This window comes from Allomuricauda sp. ANG21, assembly GCF_040705235.1.
Lineage (GTDB): Bacteria > Bacteroidota > Bacteroidia > Flavobacteriales > Flavobacteriaceae > Flagellimonas > Flagellimonas marina.
On the sequence record NZ_JBFCVT010000016.1, the window covers coordinates 1 to 19,352 of the forward strand.

The 19,352-nt window shown below is 42.3% G+C and carries 21 protein-coding genes; 9 read left to right on the top strand and 12 right to left on the bottom strand.

Annotation, left to right across the window (positions count from 1 at the left end; genetic code table 11):
- Nucleotides 1-205: 205 nt before the first annotated feature.
- Both AB1A65_RS16140 and AB1A65_RS16145 read right to left on the bottom strand, forming a co-directional pair.
- The gene (locus tag AB1A65_RS16140; protein ID WP_366590966.1) at nt 206-922 is read right to left on the bottom strand and encodes a dienelactone hydrolase family protein; all 717 of its coding nucleotides are present in this window, start codon (nt 920-922) and stop codon (nt 206-208) included.
- Between the two features lie 51 nt (nt 923-973).
- The gene (locus AB1A65_RS16145) at nt 974-1,699 is read right to left on the bottom strand and encodes a peptidylprolyl isomerase (RefSeq protein WP_366590967.1); all 726 of its coding nucleotides are present in this window, start codon (nt 1,697-1,699) and stop codon (nt 974-976) included.
- Here AB1A65_RS16145 and AB1A65_RS16150 point away from each other — a divergent pair.
- Nucleotides 1,698-2,339 (top strand): CoA pyrophosphatase, encoded by a 642-nt coding sequence (locus tag AB1A65_RS16150; protein WP_366590968.1) that lies wholly within the window; start codon nt 1,698-1,700, stop codon nt 2,337-2,339. The genes AB1A65_RS16145 and AB1A65_RS16150 overlap by 2 nt on opposite strands.
- A 35-nt stretch (nt 2,340-2,374) precedes the next feature.
- Nucleotides 2,375-3,187, top strand: a complete 813-nt coding sequence (locus AB1A65_RS16155) for a lysophospholipid acyltransferase family protein (RefSeq protein ID WP_366590969.1) — start codon at nt 2,375-2,377, stop codon at nt 3,185-3,187.
- Here the strand turns inward: AB1A65_RS16155 and AB1A65_RS16160 are convergent.
- The 3 genes from AB1A65_RS16160 to AB1A65_RS16170 all read right to left on the bottom strand — a co-directional run bounded on the left by AB1A65_RS16160 (nt 3,184) and on the right by AB1A65_RS16170 (nt 5,827).
- On the bottom strand, nt 3,184-3,828 hold the full coding sequence (locus AB1A65_RS16160) for a hypothetical protein (RefSeq protein ID WP_366590970.1): 645 nt from the start codon (nt 3,826-3,828) through the stop codon (nt 3,184-3,186). The genes AB1A65_RS16155 and AB1A65_RS16160 overlap by 4 nt on opposite strands.
- A 3-nt stretch (nt 3,829-3,831) precedes the next feature.
- Nucleotides 3,832-4,326, bottom strand: coding sequence for an RNA polymerase sigma factor (locus AB1A65_RS16165; protein WP_366590971.1), 495 nt, complete (start codon nt 4,324-4,326; stop codon nt 3,832-3,834).
- Nucleotides 4,327-4,399: 73 nt separating this feature from the next.
- Nucleotides 4,400-5,827, bottom strand: a complete 1,428-nt coding sequence (locus AB1A65_RS16170) for an amidohydrolase (protein WP_366590972.1) — start codon at nt 5,825-5,827, stop codon at nt 4,400-4,402.
- A gap of 99 nt (nt 5,828-5,926) precedes the next feature.
- Between AB1A65_RS16170 and AB1A65_RS16175 the strand changes: the two genes are divergently transcribed.
- On the top strand, nt 5,927-7,237 hold the full coding sequence (locus AB1A65_RS16175; RefSeq protein WP_366591035.1) for an NAD(P)/FAD-dependent oxidoreductase: 1,311 nt from the start codon (nt 5,927-5,929) through the stop codon (nt 7,235-7,237).
- 23 nt (nt 7,238-7,260) lie between these two features.
- Here AB1A65_RS16175 and xerD read toward each other — a convergent pair whose 3' ends face one another.
- Nucleotides 7,261-8,157 carry a site-specific tyrosine recombinase XerD gene (gene xerD / locus AB1A65_RS16180; protein ID WP_366590973.1) on the bottom strand — a complete coding sequence of 299 codons (897 nt, stop codon included), beginning with the start codon at nt 8,155-8,157 and terminating at the stop codon, nt 7,261-7,263.
- Between the two features lie 203 nt (nt 8,158-8,360).
- On the opposite strand from xerD, the gene AB1A65_RS16185 reads away from it, so the two are divergent.
- From AB1A65_RS16185 to aroQ, 3 genes are all read left to right on the top strand, one after another.
- Nucleotides 8,361-8,882 carry a hypothetical protein gene (locus AB1A65_RS16185; protein ID WP_366590974.1) on the top strand — a complete coding sequence of 174 codons (522 nt, stop codon included), beginning with the start codon at nt 8,361-8,363 and terminating at the stop codon, nt 8,880-8,882.
- 148 nt (nt 8,883-9,030) lie between these two features.
- Nucleotides 9,031-9,492: a hypothetical protein gene (locus tag AB1A65_RS16190; protein WP_366590975.1), complete on the top strand. Its 462-nt coding sequence runs from the start codon at nt 9,031-9,033 to the stop codon at nt 9,490-9,492.
- A gap of 71 nt (nt 9,493-9,563) precedes the next feature.
- Complete coding sequence (gene aroQ, locus AB1A65_RS16195) at nt 9,564-9,980, top strand: type II 3-dehydroquinate dehydratase (protein WP_366590976.1); 417 nt, start codon at nt 9,564-9,566, stop codon at nt 9,978-9,980.
- On the opposite strand, the gene AB1A65_RS16200 is transcribed toward aroQ, so the two are convergent.
- The 6 genes from AB1A65_RS16200 to AB1A65_RS16225 form a co-directional block, all read right to left on the bottom strand.
- Complete coding sequence (locus tag AB1A65_RS16200) at nt 9,972-10,253, bottom strand: DUF3817 domain-containing protein (RefSeq protein ID WP_366590977.1); 282 nt, start codon at nt 10,251-10,253, stop codon at nt 9,972-9,974. The two genes, aroQ and AB1A65_RS16200, sit on opposite strands and share 9 nt — an antisense overlap.
- Nucleotides 10,254-10,262: 9 nt before the next feature.
- The gene (gene lpdA, locus AB1A65_RS16205) at nt 10,263-11,654 is read right to left on the bottom strand and encodes a dihydrolipoyl dehydrogenase (RefSeq protein ID WP_366590978.1); all 1,392 of its coding nucleotides are present in this window, start codon (nt 11,652-11,654) and stop codon (nt 10,263-10,265) included.
- Nucleotides 11,655-11,774: 120 nt separating this feature from the next.
- Complete coding sequence (locus AB1A65_RS16210) at nt 11,775-12,311, bottom strand: DUF1572 family protein (protein ID WP_366590979.1); 537 nt, start codon at nt 12,309-12,311, stop codon at nt 11,775-11,777.
- The gene (gene msrB / locus AB1A65_RS16215; protein WP_366590980.1) at nt 12,308-12,718 is read right to left on the bottom strand and encodes a peptide-methionine (R)-S-oxide reductase MsrB; all 411 of its coding nucleotides are present in this window, start codon (nt 12,716-12,718) and stop codon (nt 12,308-12,310) included. The genes AB1A65_RS16210 and msrB (AB1A65_RS16215) overlap by 4 nt, the downstream gene beginning before the upstream one ends.
- A 13-nt stretch (nt 12,719-12,731) precedes the next feature.
- On the bottom strand, nt 12,732-13,223 hold the full coding sequence (gene msrB / locus AB1A65_RS16220; protein WP_366590981.1) for a peptide-methionine (R)-S-oxide reductase MsrB: 492 nt from the start codon (nt 13,221-13,223) through the stop codon (nt 12,732-12,734).
- A 115-nt stretch (nt 13,224-13,338) separates the two neighbouring features.
- On the bottom strand, nt 13,339-13,944 hold the full coding sequence (locus AB1A65_RS16225; protein ID WP_366590982.1) for a collagen-like protein: 606 nt from the start codon (nt 13,942-13,944) through the stop codon (nt 13,339-13,341).
- Between the two features lie 132 nt (nt 13,945-14,076).
- On the opposite strand from AB1A65_RS16225, the gene glgB reads away from it, so the two are divergent.
- The 3 genes from glgB to AB1A65_RS16240 all read left to right on the top strand — a co-directional run bounded on the left by glgB (nt 14,077) and on the right by AB1A65_RS16240 (nt 19,320).
- A complete protein-coding gene (glgB, locus tag AB1A65_RS16230; RefSeq protein ID WP_366590983.1) occupies nt 14,077-15,972 on the top strand; it encodes a 1,4-alpha-glucan branching protein GlgB in 1,896 nt (631 codons plus the stop codon).
- Nucleotides 15,973-16,068: 96 nt separating this feature from the next.
- The gene (locus tag AB1A65_RS16235; RefSeq protein ID WP_366590984.1) at nt 16,069-18,468 is read left to right on the top strand and encodes a glycoside hydrolase family 31 protein; all 2,400 of its coding nucleotides are present in this window, start codon (nt 16,069-16,071) and stop codon (nt 18,466-18,468) included.
- Between the two features lie 42 nt (nt 18,469-18,510).
- The gene (locus AB1A65_RS16240; protein ID WP_366590985.1) at nt 18,511-19,320 is read left to right on the top strand and encodes a M48 family metallopeptidase; all 810 of its coding nucleotides are present in this window, start codon (nt 18,511-18,513) and stop codon (nt 19,318-19,320) included.
- Nucleotides 19,321-19,352 lie beyond the last annotated feature (32 nt).

Genomic DNA, 19,352 nt, shown 5'->3' on the forward strand with positions numbered 1-19,352 from the left:
CTGAAGGGCTGGTTCGATGCGGGGGTGGCCTGTGTTGGACTGGGCTCGCAACTGATCGGCAGGGAAACCATCCAGAATGGGGATTTCAAAGGATTGGAGAACAATGTGCGCAAGACATTGGCCTTGATAGCCAAGATTAAAAACAAGTGATACCAAATAGAGCAATCTTTTTACGAGCCCATAACCTCCAAAATCCTTTTAAAGCTTATTCAAAAACTTCTTCTAAAAAATGGGTCATCCGTTGCCAAGACCTATCATTGGCCAATGGGTTAAACTGCATGCCACCATCGGGGTCATTGGCATTGGGATTTGTGAACGCGTGGCCTGTATGCCCAAAGACATCGATTTCCCAAGAAGCATTGCGTTCTGTGAGTTCATAGCCCAATGAAACGATGTCTTTTGGAAACGCCATAGGGTCTTCCCACCCGTGAAGCACTAGAATTTTAGCTAGGATGTCGCCTTCATGTTCAATACCCGGTGGATCAAAAATTCCGTGGAAGCAAACCACTCCTTTCATATTAATTCCGGAGCGAGCCAAATCCAAGACACATTTTCCACCAAAACAGAATCCAATGGCGCCTACATTTTTGGCATCGGCCATTTCGTTTTTCTTGATGGTCTCCATGGCAAGAAGTATTCGGTTCAGAAGTTCTTGCCGGTCTTCCAACATTTCGTTCATCAGAGTTTCGGCTTCTTCAGCATTTTTAGCCCTTCTGCCCTGACCAAAAACGTCAATGGCGAAGGCTAGATAGCCAAGTTTGGCCAATTCCTTGGCTTTGTCTTCTTCAAATTGCGATTGTCCCATCCAGGTATGGGAGACCAACACTACGGGACGTTTTCCTTTTTGGGAATCGTCATAGGCAATTACGCCCTCATAGGATTGTTTTTTGTCTGAGTAAATGAGTTGAGTTGTTTGTATCATTAGTTTGAGTTATTCCATAGGCTGCCTAAATTATAGTATTTTTTCGTTGGTTCACAATACTTCCACTTTAAGAATGTAAACATTTTTCTGCGGCCAGTCCCCGTCTCCAACGGGCACTTGGTTAATGGCATCCACTATGTCCATGCCCTCAACCACACGACCAAAAGGGGTGTAGGAACCATCCAAGTGGTACGAACCGGGATTGGTGACCACAATGAAAAATTCATACGGGGAAGCCAATTTATGGGGATTGTCGCGCTCACTGCTGGGCATGGATATGGTACCTCTATGGTGCTTGTATCCTTTTTTGGCATCGGGTGGTAGTAGGTATCTGCCAATATCTCCACGCTTTCTTGCCGTTTTGCGGTCATCCGAGTTTCCCCCTTGAATGATAAAATCTTTTACTACGCGATGGAACTGAGTGCTGTCAAAATACTTTTTTCGTGCCAGATAGATAAAATTGGCCTTGTGGTAGGGCACATCATCATACAATTGAACGATAAAACTGCCCATGGTAGTCGTAATCTTTACCTTATTTTTTTTGAGTTTCTTGGCATAATCAAAAAAGAAATCGATAGCATTTTCCTCATCAAGGACAAATGCATTGTCCTCTTCTTCTTCTTCTTCAGAATCATCTTCAACCTCTTCTTGTTGAACAGAATCAGCAGGAACGGCAGTTTCTACTTTTTGTGGGGTTTTCTTTTTTGGAGATTCCCCACAAGAGACGAAAAAAAATAATAGTATACTTGTAATTAAAGCGAATGGTCTTAGCAACATGAATTTTGATGCATTTTGTGAAATAGCTCTAAAATTAAAAAATCTCCCTCTTCCAGGAGAGGAATCCCACTATAAAATGTCCCCGACAGAGCGGATTCAGTGGTTAAAGCAAAATAATAATAAGAAAATCAATCCAAAAAGAGCGGGGGTCATGGCGCTTTTTTATCCTGATGCCTTTAGGGAAACCCGTTTGCTGCTCATTCTCCGAAAGACCTATGAGGGTGTGCATTCCAACCAAATTGGTTTTCCGGGTGGTAAGGTTGAAAAGCAGGATGCCGATTTGATGGATACCGCCCTTCGGGAGACGTATGAAGAAGTGGGGGTGCATCCTGATTCCGTACAAGTGATACGGGCATTGAGTGAAGTTTATATCCCTCCCAGTAATTTTATGGTGCAACCCTATATGGGGATTTATCCAAAGCCACAACCCTTTGTGCCACAAGAAGATGAAGTGGAGCAAGTGGTGGAAGCTTACGTAAAGGATTTTTTGGATGATGCCAACCTCATTGAAGAATTGTTGAGTACATCGTATGCAAAAAATATAAACGTACCGGCTTATAAATTAAATGGTTATACCGTTTGGGGCGCCACAGCCATGATGTTGAGTGAAATCAGGGAGCTTTTACGGCAAGTCCTTTAGCGGCTATTTTGTAAATTTGCCAACAAGAGTTACCCATGGGTCTATTCAAAACAAATCCTTTCGGTCATATTCTGTTCTTAAAACGTTGGTTGATTCGTATTGCGGGTATGATGACGCACCAACGTTATAAAGGATTCAACACCCTTGAAATAGAAGGTTCACAAATTATCCGTGACCTGCCGGAAACCAATGTACTTTTTGTGAGCAACCACCAAACCTATTTTGCGGATGTTGTGGCCATGTTCCATGTGTTCAACGCCAGTTTAAAGGGTAGGGATGACAATATTAAGAACTTGGGGTATCTATGGAACCCTAAACTGAATATCTACTATGTGGCCGCCAAGGAGACAATGGGAAAAAGTTTGCTTACCAAGATTTTGGCCTACGCAGGTTCCATTAGTATAGAACGGACATGGCGAGCAGACGGTCAGGATGTAAACCGACAAGTAAAGTTTAGCGATATCAGCAACATTGCCAAAGCACTTGATGATGGTTGGGTAATCACTTTTCCACAAGGTACCACGACACCATGGAAGCCACTTCGTAAGGGTACGGCGCACATCATAAAAAGATACAAACCTGTGGTGGTTCCCGTGGTCATTGATGGATTTAGGCGTTCTTTTGATAAAAAGGGACTTCGGGTAAAAAAGAAAGGTATTTTGCAATCCATGCAAATTAAGACTCCTTTGGAAATTGACTATGACAACGAGTCGATTGATGCTATTTTGGAAAAGTTGGAATATGCCATTGAACAACATCCATCTTTCCTAAAGGTAATCTCCAAGGAAGAATTGGCGGCTTATGAGGAGGAAAACCAAAAAAGGAGGTATAGTTACAAAGGGAATTAAACCTCTAACTTTTTCAATTCTTTATAATTCTGGCGCAACCGCTTCAGCAGTATTCCATACAACAGTTTGTAGAAAAGCCAAATAAGGAGCAAAAATACCGCGATGAAAACTATGGAGAAAGCAATGGTCATTGCCCAAAACATGGTGGTATTGCCATCTTGTAGGGCTGCTTCCATAATTTTCTTCCCTTCTGGACCGTAGACCAATGTACCATAGGAATAAATCACCGTGTATATTGTAAAAATGCTTAGGTTGAACCAAACGTATTGGGTAACTATTCTTTTAACGGAAAGTATGGTCTTCATCAACTTTTTGGAAGAATCAGTGAAAGAGATTTTACGGTAATTGGTATAGAACCGGTAGATAAAGTATATAATAATGCCGTAATTGATGAAATTAAGCACCATCAAAACACGATAAATGTGCAACGCTTTGAGTTCTTGCATGGACTCAGCATCGCTAAAGATAATGTTGAGCGCAGCCCAAAAGACAAACTCTATGATGCTAATGTAAAATATCCATTTTACTATAGAAGATGACTTTTTCCAAATCATCTTATAGATTTGGTCATAGGACAATTTGGGAAGGTCGGCCTCCTTCTTTTGCCAGTCTTTTTTTAATAGTTCCAATTCATCCACCATAAGCTACGGATTTAGTATGGTTCTTAATTTATTTTTTACCCGGTTCATTTTCACTCTGGCATTCACTTCGGTGATACCGAGCGTCTCGGCTATTTCTGTATAATTTTTATCTTCCAGATAAAGAAACACTAGTGCTTTGTCGATGTCGCCCAATTGCCGTACTGCATCATACATCAATTTCAGTTGTCGCTCTTCGGTATCGTCATAAGGATCAGCCTTTATTTTATGTACGACTGAATCATAATCTTGCGTATTTACCCTTCTTTTCGACTTTCTGTACAGCGTAATGGCCGTATTCAACGCCACTCTATACATCCATGTGCTGAACTTGGAGTCGCCCCTAAATTTGGGGTAAGCTTTCCACAATTGTATCGTGATTTCTTGAAAGAGGTCATTGTGGGAATCCTTGTCATTGGTATAGAGGCTGCACACCTTGTGAACAATATTTTGATTGTTCTCAAGTTCGGTAACAAAACGATGTTCCAGTTCTTTGTTCAAAAGGTTGGTAAGTAGTTTGACTTATTATATGTAGCTACAAAACGTTTTTTGTTACAACAGTATCCAAAAATCTTTATTTGCGATAATCCAAGGCCGGTGGTCTGTTGCCCAACAAAGGAATGTACTTGAAGTCAGCACCCCGGCGTTCCTCAAGTTCTGCCTTTGCAGCTTTTACGGTTTCAGGATTATTAAAAATATCCATAGCAGTAAGCGTTAGTGTCTTGGCCGCTACCATCATCCCCTTGGTTCCGATGGATGTTCCGCCAGCGGCTACGGCTTGCCAACTGTGGGCTGGCGTACCGGGAACCCATGTTGCGGTTCCCAATCCTGCGGTAGGAACAGTAAAACTTACATCACCTACATCGGTGGAGCCGTAGGCCCGTGCTTCCTCTTTATAGGGTTGAATGTTCTCTGCGGTTTCCATATCTAAGGATTTGGCACCTAAGGTTGTGGATATTTTCTCTGCGAAAGCCTTTTCTTCAGAAGTATAGGTTACCCCTCCAACTTTGGTAAGGTTGTCATACATGATTTTTTGAAGGGTGAGGTTGGGCAGCAGCTCGTGTGTTCCCCCAATCATTTCATATTCCATGGTGGTTCCAGTGCCCAATGCAGCGCCTTCGGCTGCTTTTACAATGCGGTCAAAAATATCGATGACCACATCTCTTTTACCATGCCTTGAATAATAATATACTTCAGCAAAATCGGGCACTACATTTGGTGCTTTCCCACCGTCCGTGATCACATAATGTATTCTGGCGTCCTGCGGAATGTGTTCCCGCATCATATTTACCATGGCGTTCATAGCTTCAACACCATCCAGGGCAGAACGACCTCGTTCTGGTGCTCCAGCGGCATGGGCGGAGACCCCATGAAATCTAAACTTAGCTGATTTGTTGGCCAAGGCAGCCCCTGCGCTGGCTTCATTCTCTGCACCGGGATGCCAGTGTAGGGCAACATCCACATCATTAAAAACCCCTTCACGAACCATATACACTTTTCCTGAACCACCTTCTTCGGCTGGACAGCCATAAAAGCGAATGGTGCCCTGTATTTTTTTGGAAGTAAGCCAATCTTTTACTGCAATGGCTGCGGCTGTGGAAGCTGTGCCAAAAAGATGATGTCCACAGGCATGTCCCGCTGCTTTATCGGCCGATTTCTTTTCGGGAACCGCCTGTTGCGATAAACCGGGTAGGGCATCATATTCACCTAAAATAGCAATTACTGGATAACCGGAACCATATTCTGCCTTAAATGCTGTGGGGATACCAGCAATTCCTTTTTCAATGGAGAAACCCGCATCTGAAAGTGTTTTTTGCAATAAGGCCGAACTCTTCTCCTCCAAATATCCCATTTCTGCCAACTCCCAAATCTCATGGGCAATATCACCGTATTTTTGAGTTTTGGCGTTTAAGTCCTTCAATACTTTTTCTTCATCTTTTTGGGAAAATACAACAGTTGCGGAAAGTAACAGTGCAATACTGATGGGGAGGATTTTTTTCATTGTATGGAGTTTTTGAGTCAGGTTCTAAATATACTAAAAAACCGACCTTTATATGAAAAAGCCAACCTTGTATTGCGTAATTTTGCAGGTATGTCTGCCATGAATATACCGCAATCAAGCTACCCAAGGGTAGTGATTATAGGAGGTGGTTTTGGAGGAATCGCCTTAGCCAAAAAGCTTAGTAAGAAAGATGTACAAGTAGTGCTTTTGGATAAGCACAATTATCACAACTTTCAGCCCCTCTTATACCAAGTTTCAACAGGTGGATTGGAGCCGGACTCCATTGCCTATCCTATCCGAAAAGTCCTTCAGGGATACCCTAATTTTTTCTTTCGATTGGCCAAAGTGACCAGTGTGGATACCATGGCAAGGGAAGTAAAGACCAATATTGGTGAGATTACCTATGATTATTTGGTAGTTGCCGCGGGTTCAGAAACCAATTTCTTCGGAAACAAAAATATTGAGACCAAGGGCATGGCCATGAAGAGCATTCCCCAGTCCTTGAACCTGAGGAGCCTTATTTTGGAAAATTTTGAGCAAGCACTTCTTACGGATGACCTCCACGAACGGGATGCCTTAATGAATTTTGTGATTGTTGGAGGCGGACCTACCGGTGTGGAATTGGCTGGGGCTTTAGCCGAAATCAAAAAGGGAATATTGCCCAAAGATTATCCCGATTTGGATACTCGTAGGGCGCAAATTAATCTGGTGCAGGGTGGAGACCGAATCCTTCCGGCAATGAGCGAAGTGGCTTCGGCCAAGGCTGAACGTTTTTTGGAGGAGTTGGGTGTGAATGTGTGGAAAAACATTAGGGTCATGGATTATGATGGCAATTACGTAACCACCGACACCAAAACCATTTTTGAGACGGCCACATTGGTGTGGGCTGCGGGTGTACAAGCGGTTGGAATAAAGGGATTGGACGCCAAAGAATTTTTGTGTAGGGGAAATCGTTTACGAGTAAACCATTTCCATCAAGTAGAAGGATTCACTGAGATTTTTGCCATTGGCGATGTGGCCCAAATGGAAAGCGAAGATTTTCCGTTTGGCCACCCCATGATGGCGCAGCCAGCCATTCAACAAGGTAGAAGCCTTGGTGAAAATTTGGTACGGTTGGTGGAAGGCCTACCCATGAAACCTTTTGTCTACAAGGACAAGGGAAGTATGGCCACCGTTGGTCGTAACAAGGCCGTGGTAGATATGAAGAGAGTGAAATTCCAAGGTGTTTTTGCATGGTTTGTGTGGATGTTCGTGCACTTGTATTTCTTGATAGGATTTAGAAATAGGGTGGTGGTCTTCATCAACTGGGTGTACAATTATATTCGTTTTGATCGTGAGGCACGGTTGATTATTCGACCGTATAAAAAGCAGAATCAAGAATTGAAAAACCAACTAAATAGGGGGAGCTGACTTATTAAGATTACTATATAAATTTATCTTCTCGGATGATATTCATTCAAGACCTTTGCCAAATGTCCACGATTTACATGCATATAGACTTCGGTGGTAGTAATGCTTTCATGGCCCAGCATTTGTTGAATGGCCCGGAGGTCAGCACCATTCTCCAATAAATGGGAGGCAAAGGAATGCCGAAAGGTATGCGGACTGATGTTCTTCTTCAATCCAATGGTTTCTGCCAATCGTTTTATGATGGTAAAAATCATGGCTCTCGTGAGCTGTTTTCCCCTTCGATTCAAAAAAACGAAATCATTATGTTCTTTTTGAATGGGCAAATGTGTCCGAACCTCATTTCGGTATATGTTGATGTACTTCTGATTGATATTGCTGATAGGAACAAAACGTTGTTTGTTCCCTTTGCCCGTAACCTTAATGAAATCCTCATCAAAGTACAGGTCGGACAATCGCAAGTTCACCAATTCAGATACACGAAGTCCACAGCCATATAAGGTTTCCAAGATAGCTCTGTTGCGTTCTCCCTCTGGCTTGGAGAGGTCTATCGCGGAAATGAGGTCATTTATTTCATCAACGGACAAGGTGTCTGGTAACTTTCTGCCAATTTTGGGAGTTTCTATCAAATCCATGGGATTATCAGAACGATAGTCCTCAAAGACCAAATAATTAAAAAACCCTTTCAAACCCGAGATAATTCGGGCTTGTGATCTTGGGTTTATTGCTTTGGCCACATCATAAATGAACTGCTGTACTGTTTCTTGGCCTATTTGTACTGGTGATTCGGAAATATTGTGCTCATCAAGGTAATCCTTTAGCTTTTGCAGGTCCAAACTGTAATTGGTAATGGAATTGGCACTGAGTCCCCGCTCAATTTTTAGGTAGTTTTTATAATCCTGTGATGCTTGTTGCCAGTTCATGGTTTAAAGATAACCACAATAATTTTGACCACTAGGCTCTTTTTTGGCGATTGGTCAATTGATATGGCTTTTTGGTCAATTTATGATGGATACGGAAGTCGGGTTTGAATACATTCATCACTTGTTTGACATTAGGTTTTTAACATTTGGAAATACTATATCCATTGAAGACCCGTTTAAATGTTTAGCAAATTTTAACAACTATGAACAAGACATTTTTATTGGTGGTGATAGCAATGATTGCCATTAGTTTTTCGTCAATGGCCCAATATGTGGACCGCACTAATTTTAAAGCCGGATTAAATGCAGGTCTTCCTGTGGGAGATGCCGGGGATGTTTCCAGTTTCAGCCTTGGTTTGGATATCGCCTACCATATTGGGGCCTCCGAATTGTTGGATTTAGGTTTTGCAACAGGGTTTATTAATGCCTTTGGGGATACCACAACCATTTCAGGAGGGGGGATAAGTGTAGAAACTGAGTTCGAGGACTTTCAGTTTTTGCCGGTAGCTGCATCACTTCGATTATACCCGACCTATGATTTTAAATTGGGAGCCGATGTAGGCTATGCCGTAGGCATAAACGAAGGCAACGAGGGAGGGTTTTATTTGAGACCCCTAATTGGATACAACATTACCGGAAACACTGAATTGAACATCTCTTATGTGAATATTAACAATGACGGGAATTTTTCAATTGCAACCTTGGGAATCTTGTTTTTGTTCTGATTATTGTCCAAAGTAGTGGTACATCAGAAATAAATTGAAGCTAGAAAGTACATCAAAATTGAATTATGAATATATAATCATAAACTGTTTATAACCCCAAATCCAAAAACAGTTTGAATCATGAATATTAACCAATAAATACTTTGAAATGAAAAAATTACTGTTTGTTTTTACGATTGTTCTCTTGTTTTCAGTGTCGCTAAAGGCCCAAACCAGTTATAAAGCGGCATTGGGACTGGGGGTGGATGCCATAGATAATGCCACATTTGTTGGTGTCACGGGCAAGTATTTTTTTACCTCCAACCATGTTGGTCAAGCCGATCTGGGTTTTGAGGACAATGCAACCATTATCACGGCATTGTATTCGTATCACAAAGGGTTTGCCCGTGCAGCCGGATTGCGTTGGTATGTGGGGGCAGGACCGAGTATCATCCTTTTGGATGGCGGTGAAAATGGTTTTGCGTTGCGACCTCATGCAGGACTTGACTTTAAAATGAACGGAGTACCCTTTGTCATTAATTTTGACTGGAGACCTTTTATTGGTCTTAGTGATGATTGGGGAAATGAGGTAGGATCCTTTGGCTTAGGTCTACAATTTGCTTTTAATTGATTGTGAACATAAATAAATGATATGAAGGGCAGAGTATCCTGCCCTTTTCTTTTTATTGTATTTTTAGCCCCATGAAACTAATGATCATCAATGGACCGAATTTAAACCTGTTGGGCAAACGGGAACCAGAGGTCTACGGAAACACCACTTTTGAGGACTACTTCGGAAAATTGAAGCAAAAGTTTCCAAAGGTGCAACTGGAATATTATCAATCTAACATAGAAGGGGAACTTATCCAAAAGATTCAAGAAGTTGGGTTTGATTATGACGGTATCATCTTAAATGCCGCTGCCTATACCCATACTTCTGTGGGAATTGGAGATGCCATTAAAGCAGTGACCACTCCGGTTATTGAAGTGCACATTTCAAACACACATCAGCGGGAAGAATACCGACATGTTTCCTACATATCCCCAGTTGCCAAAGGCGTTATTTTGGGGTTTGGGCTGCAAAGCTATGACTTGGCGATACAAAGTTTTCTAGGCTAAGGGGTCTAAATATTTTTTATCCGCATAAAACGTCCCAAAAGGTAAAAGGGAGGCTATGAAAAGGACAATGAATCTTTTAATGCTCCATTTGTGTTCCCAACAGAACACAACCGCCACTACCACATACAAAATGAATAGAATGCCATGAGCCATCCCAACCACTTTGTTCGGTTCTGGGATATCGGCCCAATGCTTCAAAGGCATGGTCATGCCAAAAAGCAATAGATAGGAAATTCCTTCTAAAATAGCAGTGGCCCTAAAAAGCTTTAGCATAGTTGAGACTTAAAGATGGATTACTTCATCATAAGCATCGGCTACTGCTTCCATAACTGCCTCGCTCATGGTGGGGTGGGGGTGAACAGCCTTTAACACCTCGTGTCCCGTAGTTTCCAATTTACGGGCCACAACAGCTTCCGCAATCATATCGGTAACACCAACGCCAATCATATGGCAACCCAGCCATTCGCCATATTTGGCATCAAAAATCACTTTTACAAAACCATCAGGGGTTCCAGCAGCTTTTGCCTTTCCGCTTACGGAAAATGGAAACTTGCCTATTTTCAGTTCATATCCTTTTTCTTTGGCCTGTTTTTCGGTCAATCCAACTGAGGCTACTTCAGGAATACAGTAGGTACATCCAGGAATGTTACCGTAGTCAAGTGGTTCTACGTGCATACCAGCAATTTTTTCAACACAAAGAATCCCTTCAGCAGATGCTACGTGAGCCAAAGCTTGCCCAGGGGTGACATCTCCAATGGCATAATAGCCAGGAATATTGGTTTGGTAATAATCGTTTACCAAAATCTTGTCTCGATCTACGGCAATACCCACATCTTCCAATCCAATATTTTCAATGTTGGTCTTTATCCCCACTGCGGAAAGTACGATGTCAGCTTCCAATACTTCCTCACCTTTTGAAGTTTTAACGGTAGCTTTTACGCCATCCCCAGAAGTGTCCACTTTGGTAACCTCTGCAGAAGTCATGATTTTCACCCCAGCCTTTTTAAAGCTGCGCTCCAATTGCTTGGATACGTCTTCATCCTCAACAGGAACAATATGGGGCATATATTCAACCACGGTCACCTCGGTTCCCATGGAGTTGTAGAAATAGGCAAATTCAATACCAATTGCACCACTTCCTACAACAATCATTTTCTTGGGTTGTTTTTCCAAAGACATGGCTTCACGATACCCAATCACTTTTTTGCCGTCTTGTGGTAAACTGGGCAATTCGCGGCTTCGGGCACCAGTTGCAATAATGATGTGGTCTGCTGTGTACTCGGCAGTATCACCATGCTCACCTTTTACCAAAACTTTTTTCCCAGGCTGGACCTTACCAAATCCGTTGAGCACCTCAATTTTGTTCTTCTTCATCAGGAACTGAACCCCTTTGCTCATTCCTTCTGCAACACCACGACTTCTTTTAACCACGGCACCAAAATCGTGTTCTACGTTTTTAGCGCTTAGGCCATAGTCTTCTGCATGCTTCAAATATTCAAAAACCTGAGCTGATTTCAATAGCGCTTTGGTTGGTATACATCCCCAGTTAAGACAAACACCACCTAAACTTTCCTTTTCCACAAGGGCTGTTTTGAATCCAAGTTGTGAGGCTCTGATTGCAGTAACATATCCTCCGGGACCACTTCCCACAACAATTATATCGAACTTGCTCATTAGATTTTGATTTTAGTTGTTAGCATTGAAGCCTGCTTTATGGCGGGCAGGTGCAAAAGTACGGAATTCAATCCCCAAATCCCAAGTACAACAAAGTCAAAAATCACTTAGTTTGTGAAATCAGATTTTATCCTCGCCAAACATCTTTTTATTGAAGGTCTCAGAGGCTCCTTTTGGAATGGAAAGCGATTTCCACTGTGCGCCTTTTATCATTTTTCCGATAAAAACCAATTGCCCCACATGACTGGCATAATGGGCCAATTGCCGGTTGACAGCCTCTACAAGGGTATGTTCTTCCTTTCTTATTTTGATTTTGGCTTCAAAATCCAAGGTTTTCATTTTTTCAAGTGCATCGAACAAGCATTTCCAACCCTTTTCCCAAGCATCGAGCATTTCATTTTTGGTAGTGTAGGGTGCTTCAAATTCCACCTCCCGATTGCGCCAAGGTTTCTCACCATCTTCCATCCAAAAATTGGTCCACCGGCTGAGCATGTTTCCGACCATGTGCTTTACGATAATGGCTATGGAGTTGTCCGTTTGTGAATGGGTCCAAAGGATATCTTCATCGGTTAGTTGGGCAAAAGTTTTATCGCCCATGGTTTTATACCGATGGAATTCAAAAATGACATTGGAAAGGTAGTTTTCTTGAAAATTCATTCGTTTTCTGCGGGATCAAAGCCAATACTGATAGAGTTGATACAATACCGTTGCCCGGTAGTTTCCCGTGGACCATCATTAAAAACATGACCCAAGTGACTGCCACAATTGGCACACACCGTCTCAGTTCGAATCATACCATGTGAAGTATCCCGAATGTATTCAATGGCCCCTTCAACTGCTTGGTCAAAAGAGGGCCAACCGCAACCACTTTCAAATTTATGCTCGCTTTCAAAAAGTTTGGCGTTACATGCTTTACAATGGTAATCACCACTTTCAAAATGGAGATTGTACTGTCCTGTAAATGGGCGTTCGGTTCCCTTTTGGCGCAATACGTAGTATTCTTCTGGGGAGAGTTTTTTTTGCCACTCCTCCTCTGTTTTTTGGATGTCGTATTTCTTGGTCATGTAAGCATTAAAATTAGTTCCCGTCTGGAATGAAGTCCAGAGCCACCCCATTGATGCAATGTCTTTTTCCGGTAGTATTTCTTGGACCATCGTTAAAAACATGCCCCAAATGTCCACCACAGGTAGCACAGTGTTCCTCGGTGCGTGCAACTCCTATTTTATAATCCACATCATAGGCCACGTTGCCCTCAATTTCACGGTCAAAACTTGGCCATCCAGTTCCAGAATTGAACTTGTGCTCACTTCTAAAAACAGGGGTTCCGCATCCGGCGCAAACATAGGTTCCTTTCTGTTTGTTGTCCAAAAGGTCACTGGTAAAAGCGTTTTCGGTAGCTTCTTTCCTAAGAACATAATATTCCATATCCGTAAGTTCGGCTTTCCATTCCGCATCGGTTTTAGTGACTTTAAAAGCGGTTTCTTTTTTAGATTCCTTTTTTTCTTCTTGCGATGTGCCCTTGCAGCCCACAAAGGCCAAAAGTATGATCAATAGCAATTTTCTTCCCATTTCTTCTTCGTTTGTTGAAATAGACGTGGTTTTTTGCCTATCCTTTCAAAAATACCAAAAAGAAAAGTCCCACAGGCAACCCATGGGACTTTGAAAATTTAGTTTTGGATTGACATTAATTCAATTCCAATTTTTGAACTTGATTTTCCTCGATACCCAAAGCGGACATTACATTTTCAATATTGGAAGTATCCATTTTAGAGGAATTGGCAAAAACGCTGGGTACAAATACAATTCTAAAGATTTGATCGTCCGTAAAATCGGTACTCAAGGTAGATAGGTCAAAGTTACCCTCAATAAAGAGTTCGGCATCAACAAAAGTGTGCTCAAATACATATTGGATGGTCCCTTCGGGAAGGAAGAAGTTTTGAGGGATTTGACTCCAAAGGTCCGCATCACTACCATCTTGCAAACCAACGGTACCCGCCCAACGATACACCAAAACGGCATCAGCTTCAAAAACTTCAAAGTCGGTTACATCACTAAAATTGATAAGGGTACTGAAAAGGTTTGAATCCCCATCATACCCAAAGTTGACACCTTCTACTTCCACTACCTGTCCTTGGATGCCATCTGCCCCGTCCAAACCGTCAAGGCCATCAAACCCTGGAGGTCCTGGAGGTCCTGCTGGACCCTCACAGGCTACGGTAAATAATACGAGCAAGGCTCCGATAATTGTGTTGAATTTATTCATGATTTTGGATTTTTGATTTGTTTTCATTTTTTTCTGTTTTTCAATAAAAATCAAAAAGCATTCCATTTTTTCAAAAGAACTGGATTTATTTGATAGGATTCAGCTAAAATCGTAATCTTGAGCAAAGATGTGTTATATTGTAAATGCTAAATGTAGTTTATGTCCAACGTAATTGTCCATAGTTTATTTTCAGAATTTGATATCAATCTTTTTAAGGCCGGAAAGCATTTTCGACTATATAATAAATTAGGTTCACACCTTATTGAGGTTGATGGGGTCAAGGGGACTTATTTTGCAGTTTGGGCTCCTTCGGCCAAGTCAGTGTCCGTGATTGGTGATTTCAATTACTGGAATGCAGGTGAACATGAACTCAATGTTCGCTGGGATGCCAGTGGAATTTGGGAAGGCTTTATTCCCGGTGTGGACAAAGGCACCAAATACAAGTATAAAATTCATTCGCACAACAATGATATTTGGACCGAAAAAGCTGACCCATTTGCACGATTCTGTGAGCATCCCCCCAATACGGCTTCACTTGTCTGGGATGCGCCTTACGACTGGAAGGACAAGAAATGGATGGACTCCCGCGAGGAAAAAAATGGTCTGGACAAACCGTATTCGGTCTATGAAGTTCATTTGGGCTCATGGAAAAAGAAAAATGGTTGGGAATCGCTCACATACATTGAAATGGCGGACCAGTTGGTGGACTATGTGGACAAAATGGGATTCACCCATGTGGAGTTCATGCCGGTGATGGAATATCCGTACGATCCTTCATGGGGGTATCAAATCACCGGATATTTTGCACCTACCTCCCGTTTTGGAAAACCAGAGGATTTTAAGGTTTTGGTGGATAAATTCCACCAAAAAGGAATAGGAGTAATACTTGACTGGGTACCGTCCCATTTTCCAGAAGATGCCCACGGTCTTGGTTTTTTTGATGGCTCTCATTTGTATGAACACCCAGACCGAAGAAGGGGATACCACCCCGATTGGAAAAGTTTGATTTTCAATTACGGAAGAAATGAGGTGAGGGCCTTTTTAATCAGCAATGCCATTTTTTGGTTGGACCACTACCATGTTGACGGACTTCGGGTCGACGCCGTGGCTTCCATGTTATATCTGGATTATTCACGTGAAGATGGCGAGTGGGAACCCAACATGTATGGAAATAATGAGAATTTAGAGGCACTTTCCTTTCTTCGGGAGATGAACCAAGAGGTCTATGCCAGTTTTAAAGGGGTACAGACCATTGCAGAGGAATCAACGGCATTTTCTGGAGTTACCAAACCTGTACATTTTGGCGGACTGGGCTTTGGCATGAAATGGATGATGGGTTGGATGCACGATACCTTGGAGTTCTTTAAAAAAGAACCCATTCATCGTTCGTATGATTTAAATGACATCACCTTTAGTATGACTTACGCATTTACTGAAAACTTTGTGTTGCCGTTTTCGCATGATGAGGTGGTTTACGGGAAACAATCACTTTTATACCGAATGCCTGGGGACGAATGGCAACGTTTTGCTAATCTGAGGCTCTTATTTGGATACATGTTCACGCACCCAGGAGGTAATCTGTTGTTTATGGGCGGTGAATTTGGTCAATCTTCAGAATGGAATTTTCAGGAAAGTTTGGCTTGGCATCTTACTCAATACGATTTTCATTCTGGAATTCAAGAAGTTATCAAGGATCTTAACAAGTTATATAAAAGCAATCCTGCACTGTATCAAAAACAGTTCAGTTCGGAGGGGTTCCAATGGATTGAGTATAACGATAAGGAAAATACCGTGATAACGTACCTTAGAAAAGGTGAGGATCCCAAAGATGACCTGATTATTGCGTGTAATTTTACGCCTGTACCCCGTGAAAATTATAGAGTTGGAGTGCCCAAGAGTACTCAACTGAAACTGGTTTTTAATAGTGATGAAACCAAGTATTCCGGAAGTGGAATGGGCAAGAAAACCCTAAAACCCTCAAAAACTTCATGGAATGGGCATCCTCAATCGGTTGTAATGACACTTCCCCCTTTAGCCGTAGTAGTTTACAAGTAGTGAACAAACTATAACGTTGTAGTTGGGTTCTTGTTCAAAATATCTTTTTATTTTGTCAAGGTAAAGTATTTCTTTTGTCAGTCTGATAAGCCAGCTATGATTACCAACACGGAAATTGAAAAGAGAGGGAATCAGGTTCCCAACCATATAGTCGATTTCAAGCAGGAAAACGACAAACTATATTTTACCACACAGAACGGGGTCATTTTGCAAGTGACCATATTGCGAGACAGTGCCATCCGTTTCAGATATGCCACAGAATACGTTTTTGAACCCGATTTTTCCTATGCCATCAGTGAAGATGTAAGTTTAGGTTATAATGAGCTCACTGTCAAGGAAGAAATCCCAGAGTATGTCATCACAACGTCCAAAATAAAAATCTATATCAACAAGACAGACCTAAAGGTTCAAATTGTGGATTTGGAAGACATGGTGATTCTTGAGGATGAACTCGGTTTTCATTGGGAAGAGAATTACGATTACGGGGGCAACATTGTAAAAATGAGCAAGACCTGTCATTCCGGTGAAAGCTATTACGGAATGGGAGACAAGGCGTCCCATACCAACCTGAAAGGAAAACGGGTGAACAATTGGGTTACGGATTCTTATGCTTATGGCAAGGACCAAGAACCACTTTACAAAGCCATTCCCTTTTATGTGGGCCTTAAGGAAGGCGCTGCATATGGAGTTTTCTTTGATAACTCCTTCAGTACCTATTTTGATTTTGCCAACGAGAAACGCAATGTGACCAGTTTTTGGGCCGATGGCGGGGAGATGAACTATTATTTCTTTTATGGGCCAAAAATGAGTCAGGTGGTTGAGGCTTATACGGATTTGACCGGAGTGCCTGAGCTTCCGCCGTTATGGGCATTGGGCTTTCATCAATCCAAATGGAGTTACTACCCAGAAAAAAAAGTAAAAAAGATAGCCTCAACTTTTAGAAAACTCAATATCCCATGTGATGCCATTTACTTGGATATTGATTATATGGAAGGCTTCCGATGCTTTACGTGGAACAACCGATACTTTCCTAATCCAAAAAAAATGGTCGAAGAGATGGAAGAGGATGGCTTTAAGGTCATTACCATGATCGACCCAGGGATTAAAATAGACCGAGATTATTGGGTATACCAACAAGCCATGGACAATGGCTTTTTCTGCAGACGTGCCGACGGTCCTCATTTTAAAGGAAAAGTCTGGCCAGGGGAATGCAAATTCCCGGATTTTACAGACCCTGAAGTCCGCGAATGGTGGGCAGGCCTGTACAAAGAAATGATAGCCGGAATGGGTGTTAGGGGTGTATGGAATGATATGAACGAGCCTGCCGTTATGGAAGTCCCTACAAAAACGGCCAATTTAGATGTCCGCCATGATTATGATGGCCATCCTTGCAGTCATAGAAAAGCCCACAACGTCTATGGAATGCAGATGGTTAGGGCCACCTATGAGGGGGTAAAGAAGTTCACTTTTCCTAGAAGACCTTTTGTACTTACCCGTGCGGCATACGCAGGAACCCAACGGTACTGCGCCACATGGACGGGTGACAATGTGGCAACCTGGGAACATTTATGGATTGCCAATGTGCAGATGCAACGTATGTGTATGAGTGGATACTCTTTCGTTGGGTCTGATATTGGAGGTTTTGCAGAGCAACCCAACGGCGAACTATTCGCTAGATGGGTACAGTTGGCCATATTCCATCCATTTTGTAGGGTACACTCCAGTGGTGACCATGGTGATCAAGAACCTTGGTCTTTTGGGGAGGAGATAACCAATATAGTTCGAAAATACATCGAACTAAGGTACCAGCTATTGCCCTATTTGTATACCATGTTCTACAAGTATATCAAAGAGGGAATGCCCATGCTTCAATCGTTGGTCTTTTATGATCAAGAGGATACCCAGACCCATTTTAGGACGGATGAGTTCCTATTTGGCGAAAAAATATTGGTATGTCCAGTCCAGGAACCCAATGCCCAGGGCAGAAGAATGTATTTCCCAAGAGGTAAGTGGTACAGCTATTGGACAGATGAGGTAATTACTGGAGGTATGGAAAAGTGGGTGCCTGCTGAGATTTACAAGATTCCACTGTTTGTAAAGGAAGGCGCCATGATTCCAAAGTATCCGGTTCAGCAGTATGTTGGCGAAAAAGAGATCAAGGAACTACGGATTGATGTCTATTACAAAGAAGGACTTGAAACATCAACCGTATACGAAGACCAACAAGACGGGTATGATTATAAAAAGGGGCGTTTCAGCCTTAGAAACTTTAGGTTGCGTGGAAAGCCAAATGAAGTGATTATTCAACAGTTCAAAGACGGTAACTTTATTACTCCATATGAAAAATTCCAATTGTACTTCCATGGTTTGCCCTTTGAAATTGGAATGGTGGAACTGGACAATGAGGAGGTGGACCCAAAAGACATTAAATTGAACGGAAGCAACTCCATTGAGGTGAGCAAGGATTTTACGGCCCTCCATATTTTTGGAAAATAATTTTGTAATTTCCCTACTACTAAACACTATTAAAAATTACGTATGAAAAGGTTGATTTTGACAGTGGCTGTATTCTTTGCGGTTGCTGCATGCAAGACGAATCCGTTTACGGGAAAAAGCACTTTGAATTTTTATCCCAATAGTCAAATCTTTCCCATGGCGTTTGCCCAATATGATCAGTTTTTGGATGAAAATAAAGTAATCACGGGCACATCAGACGCGCAAATGATAACCAGGGTAGGTCAGCGTATATCTTCTGCTGCTGAACGATGGTTGGATGCCAACGGATACCCGGGATACCTGAAGGATTATAAATGGGAGTACAATCTGGTGGATGATGAAACGGTGAACGCATGGTGTATGCCCGGAGGAAAAATCGTCTTTTATACAGGAATACTTCCCATTACGCAGAATGAAACAGGCATAGCAGTTGTTATGGGGCACGAGGTGGCCCACGCCTTGGCCGATCACGGTGCACAACGTATGAGTGCCGGAATGCTGCAACAGATAGGAGCTGTTGCAGGAAATGTGGCCATACAAGACCCCGAGAAAAGAAATATGTTTAACCAAGCCTATGGATTGGGTTCACAGGTTGGGGTGATGCTACCATTCAGCAGAAGTCATGAGACCGAAGCGGACCGAATAGGATTGCAGATTATGGCCATTGCCGGCTACAATCCAGATGAAGCAGCCCAGCTTTGGCAGCGTATGAAAGCGAAGTCGGGAGGACAAGCACCACCGGAATTTTTGAGCACACACCCATCCAATGATACCCGAATCAGCAATTTAACGGCATGGGCTCCGGCCGCAAAACAAGAAGCCCGTAAATTTGGGGTGACAACATTCAAATAAATTGGGATTCAACAAAAACCAAAAATGTCATT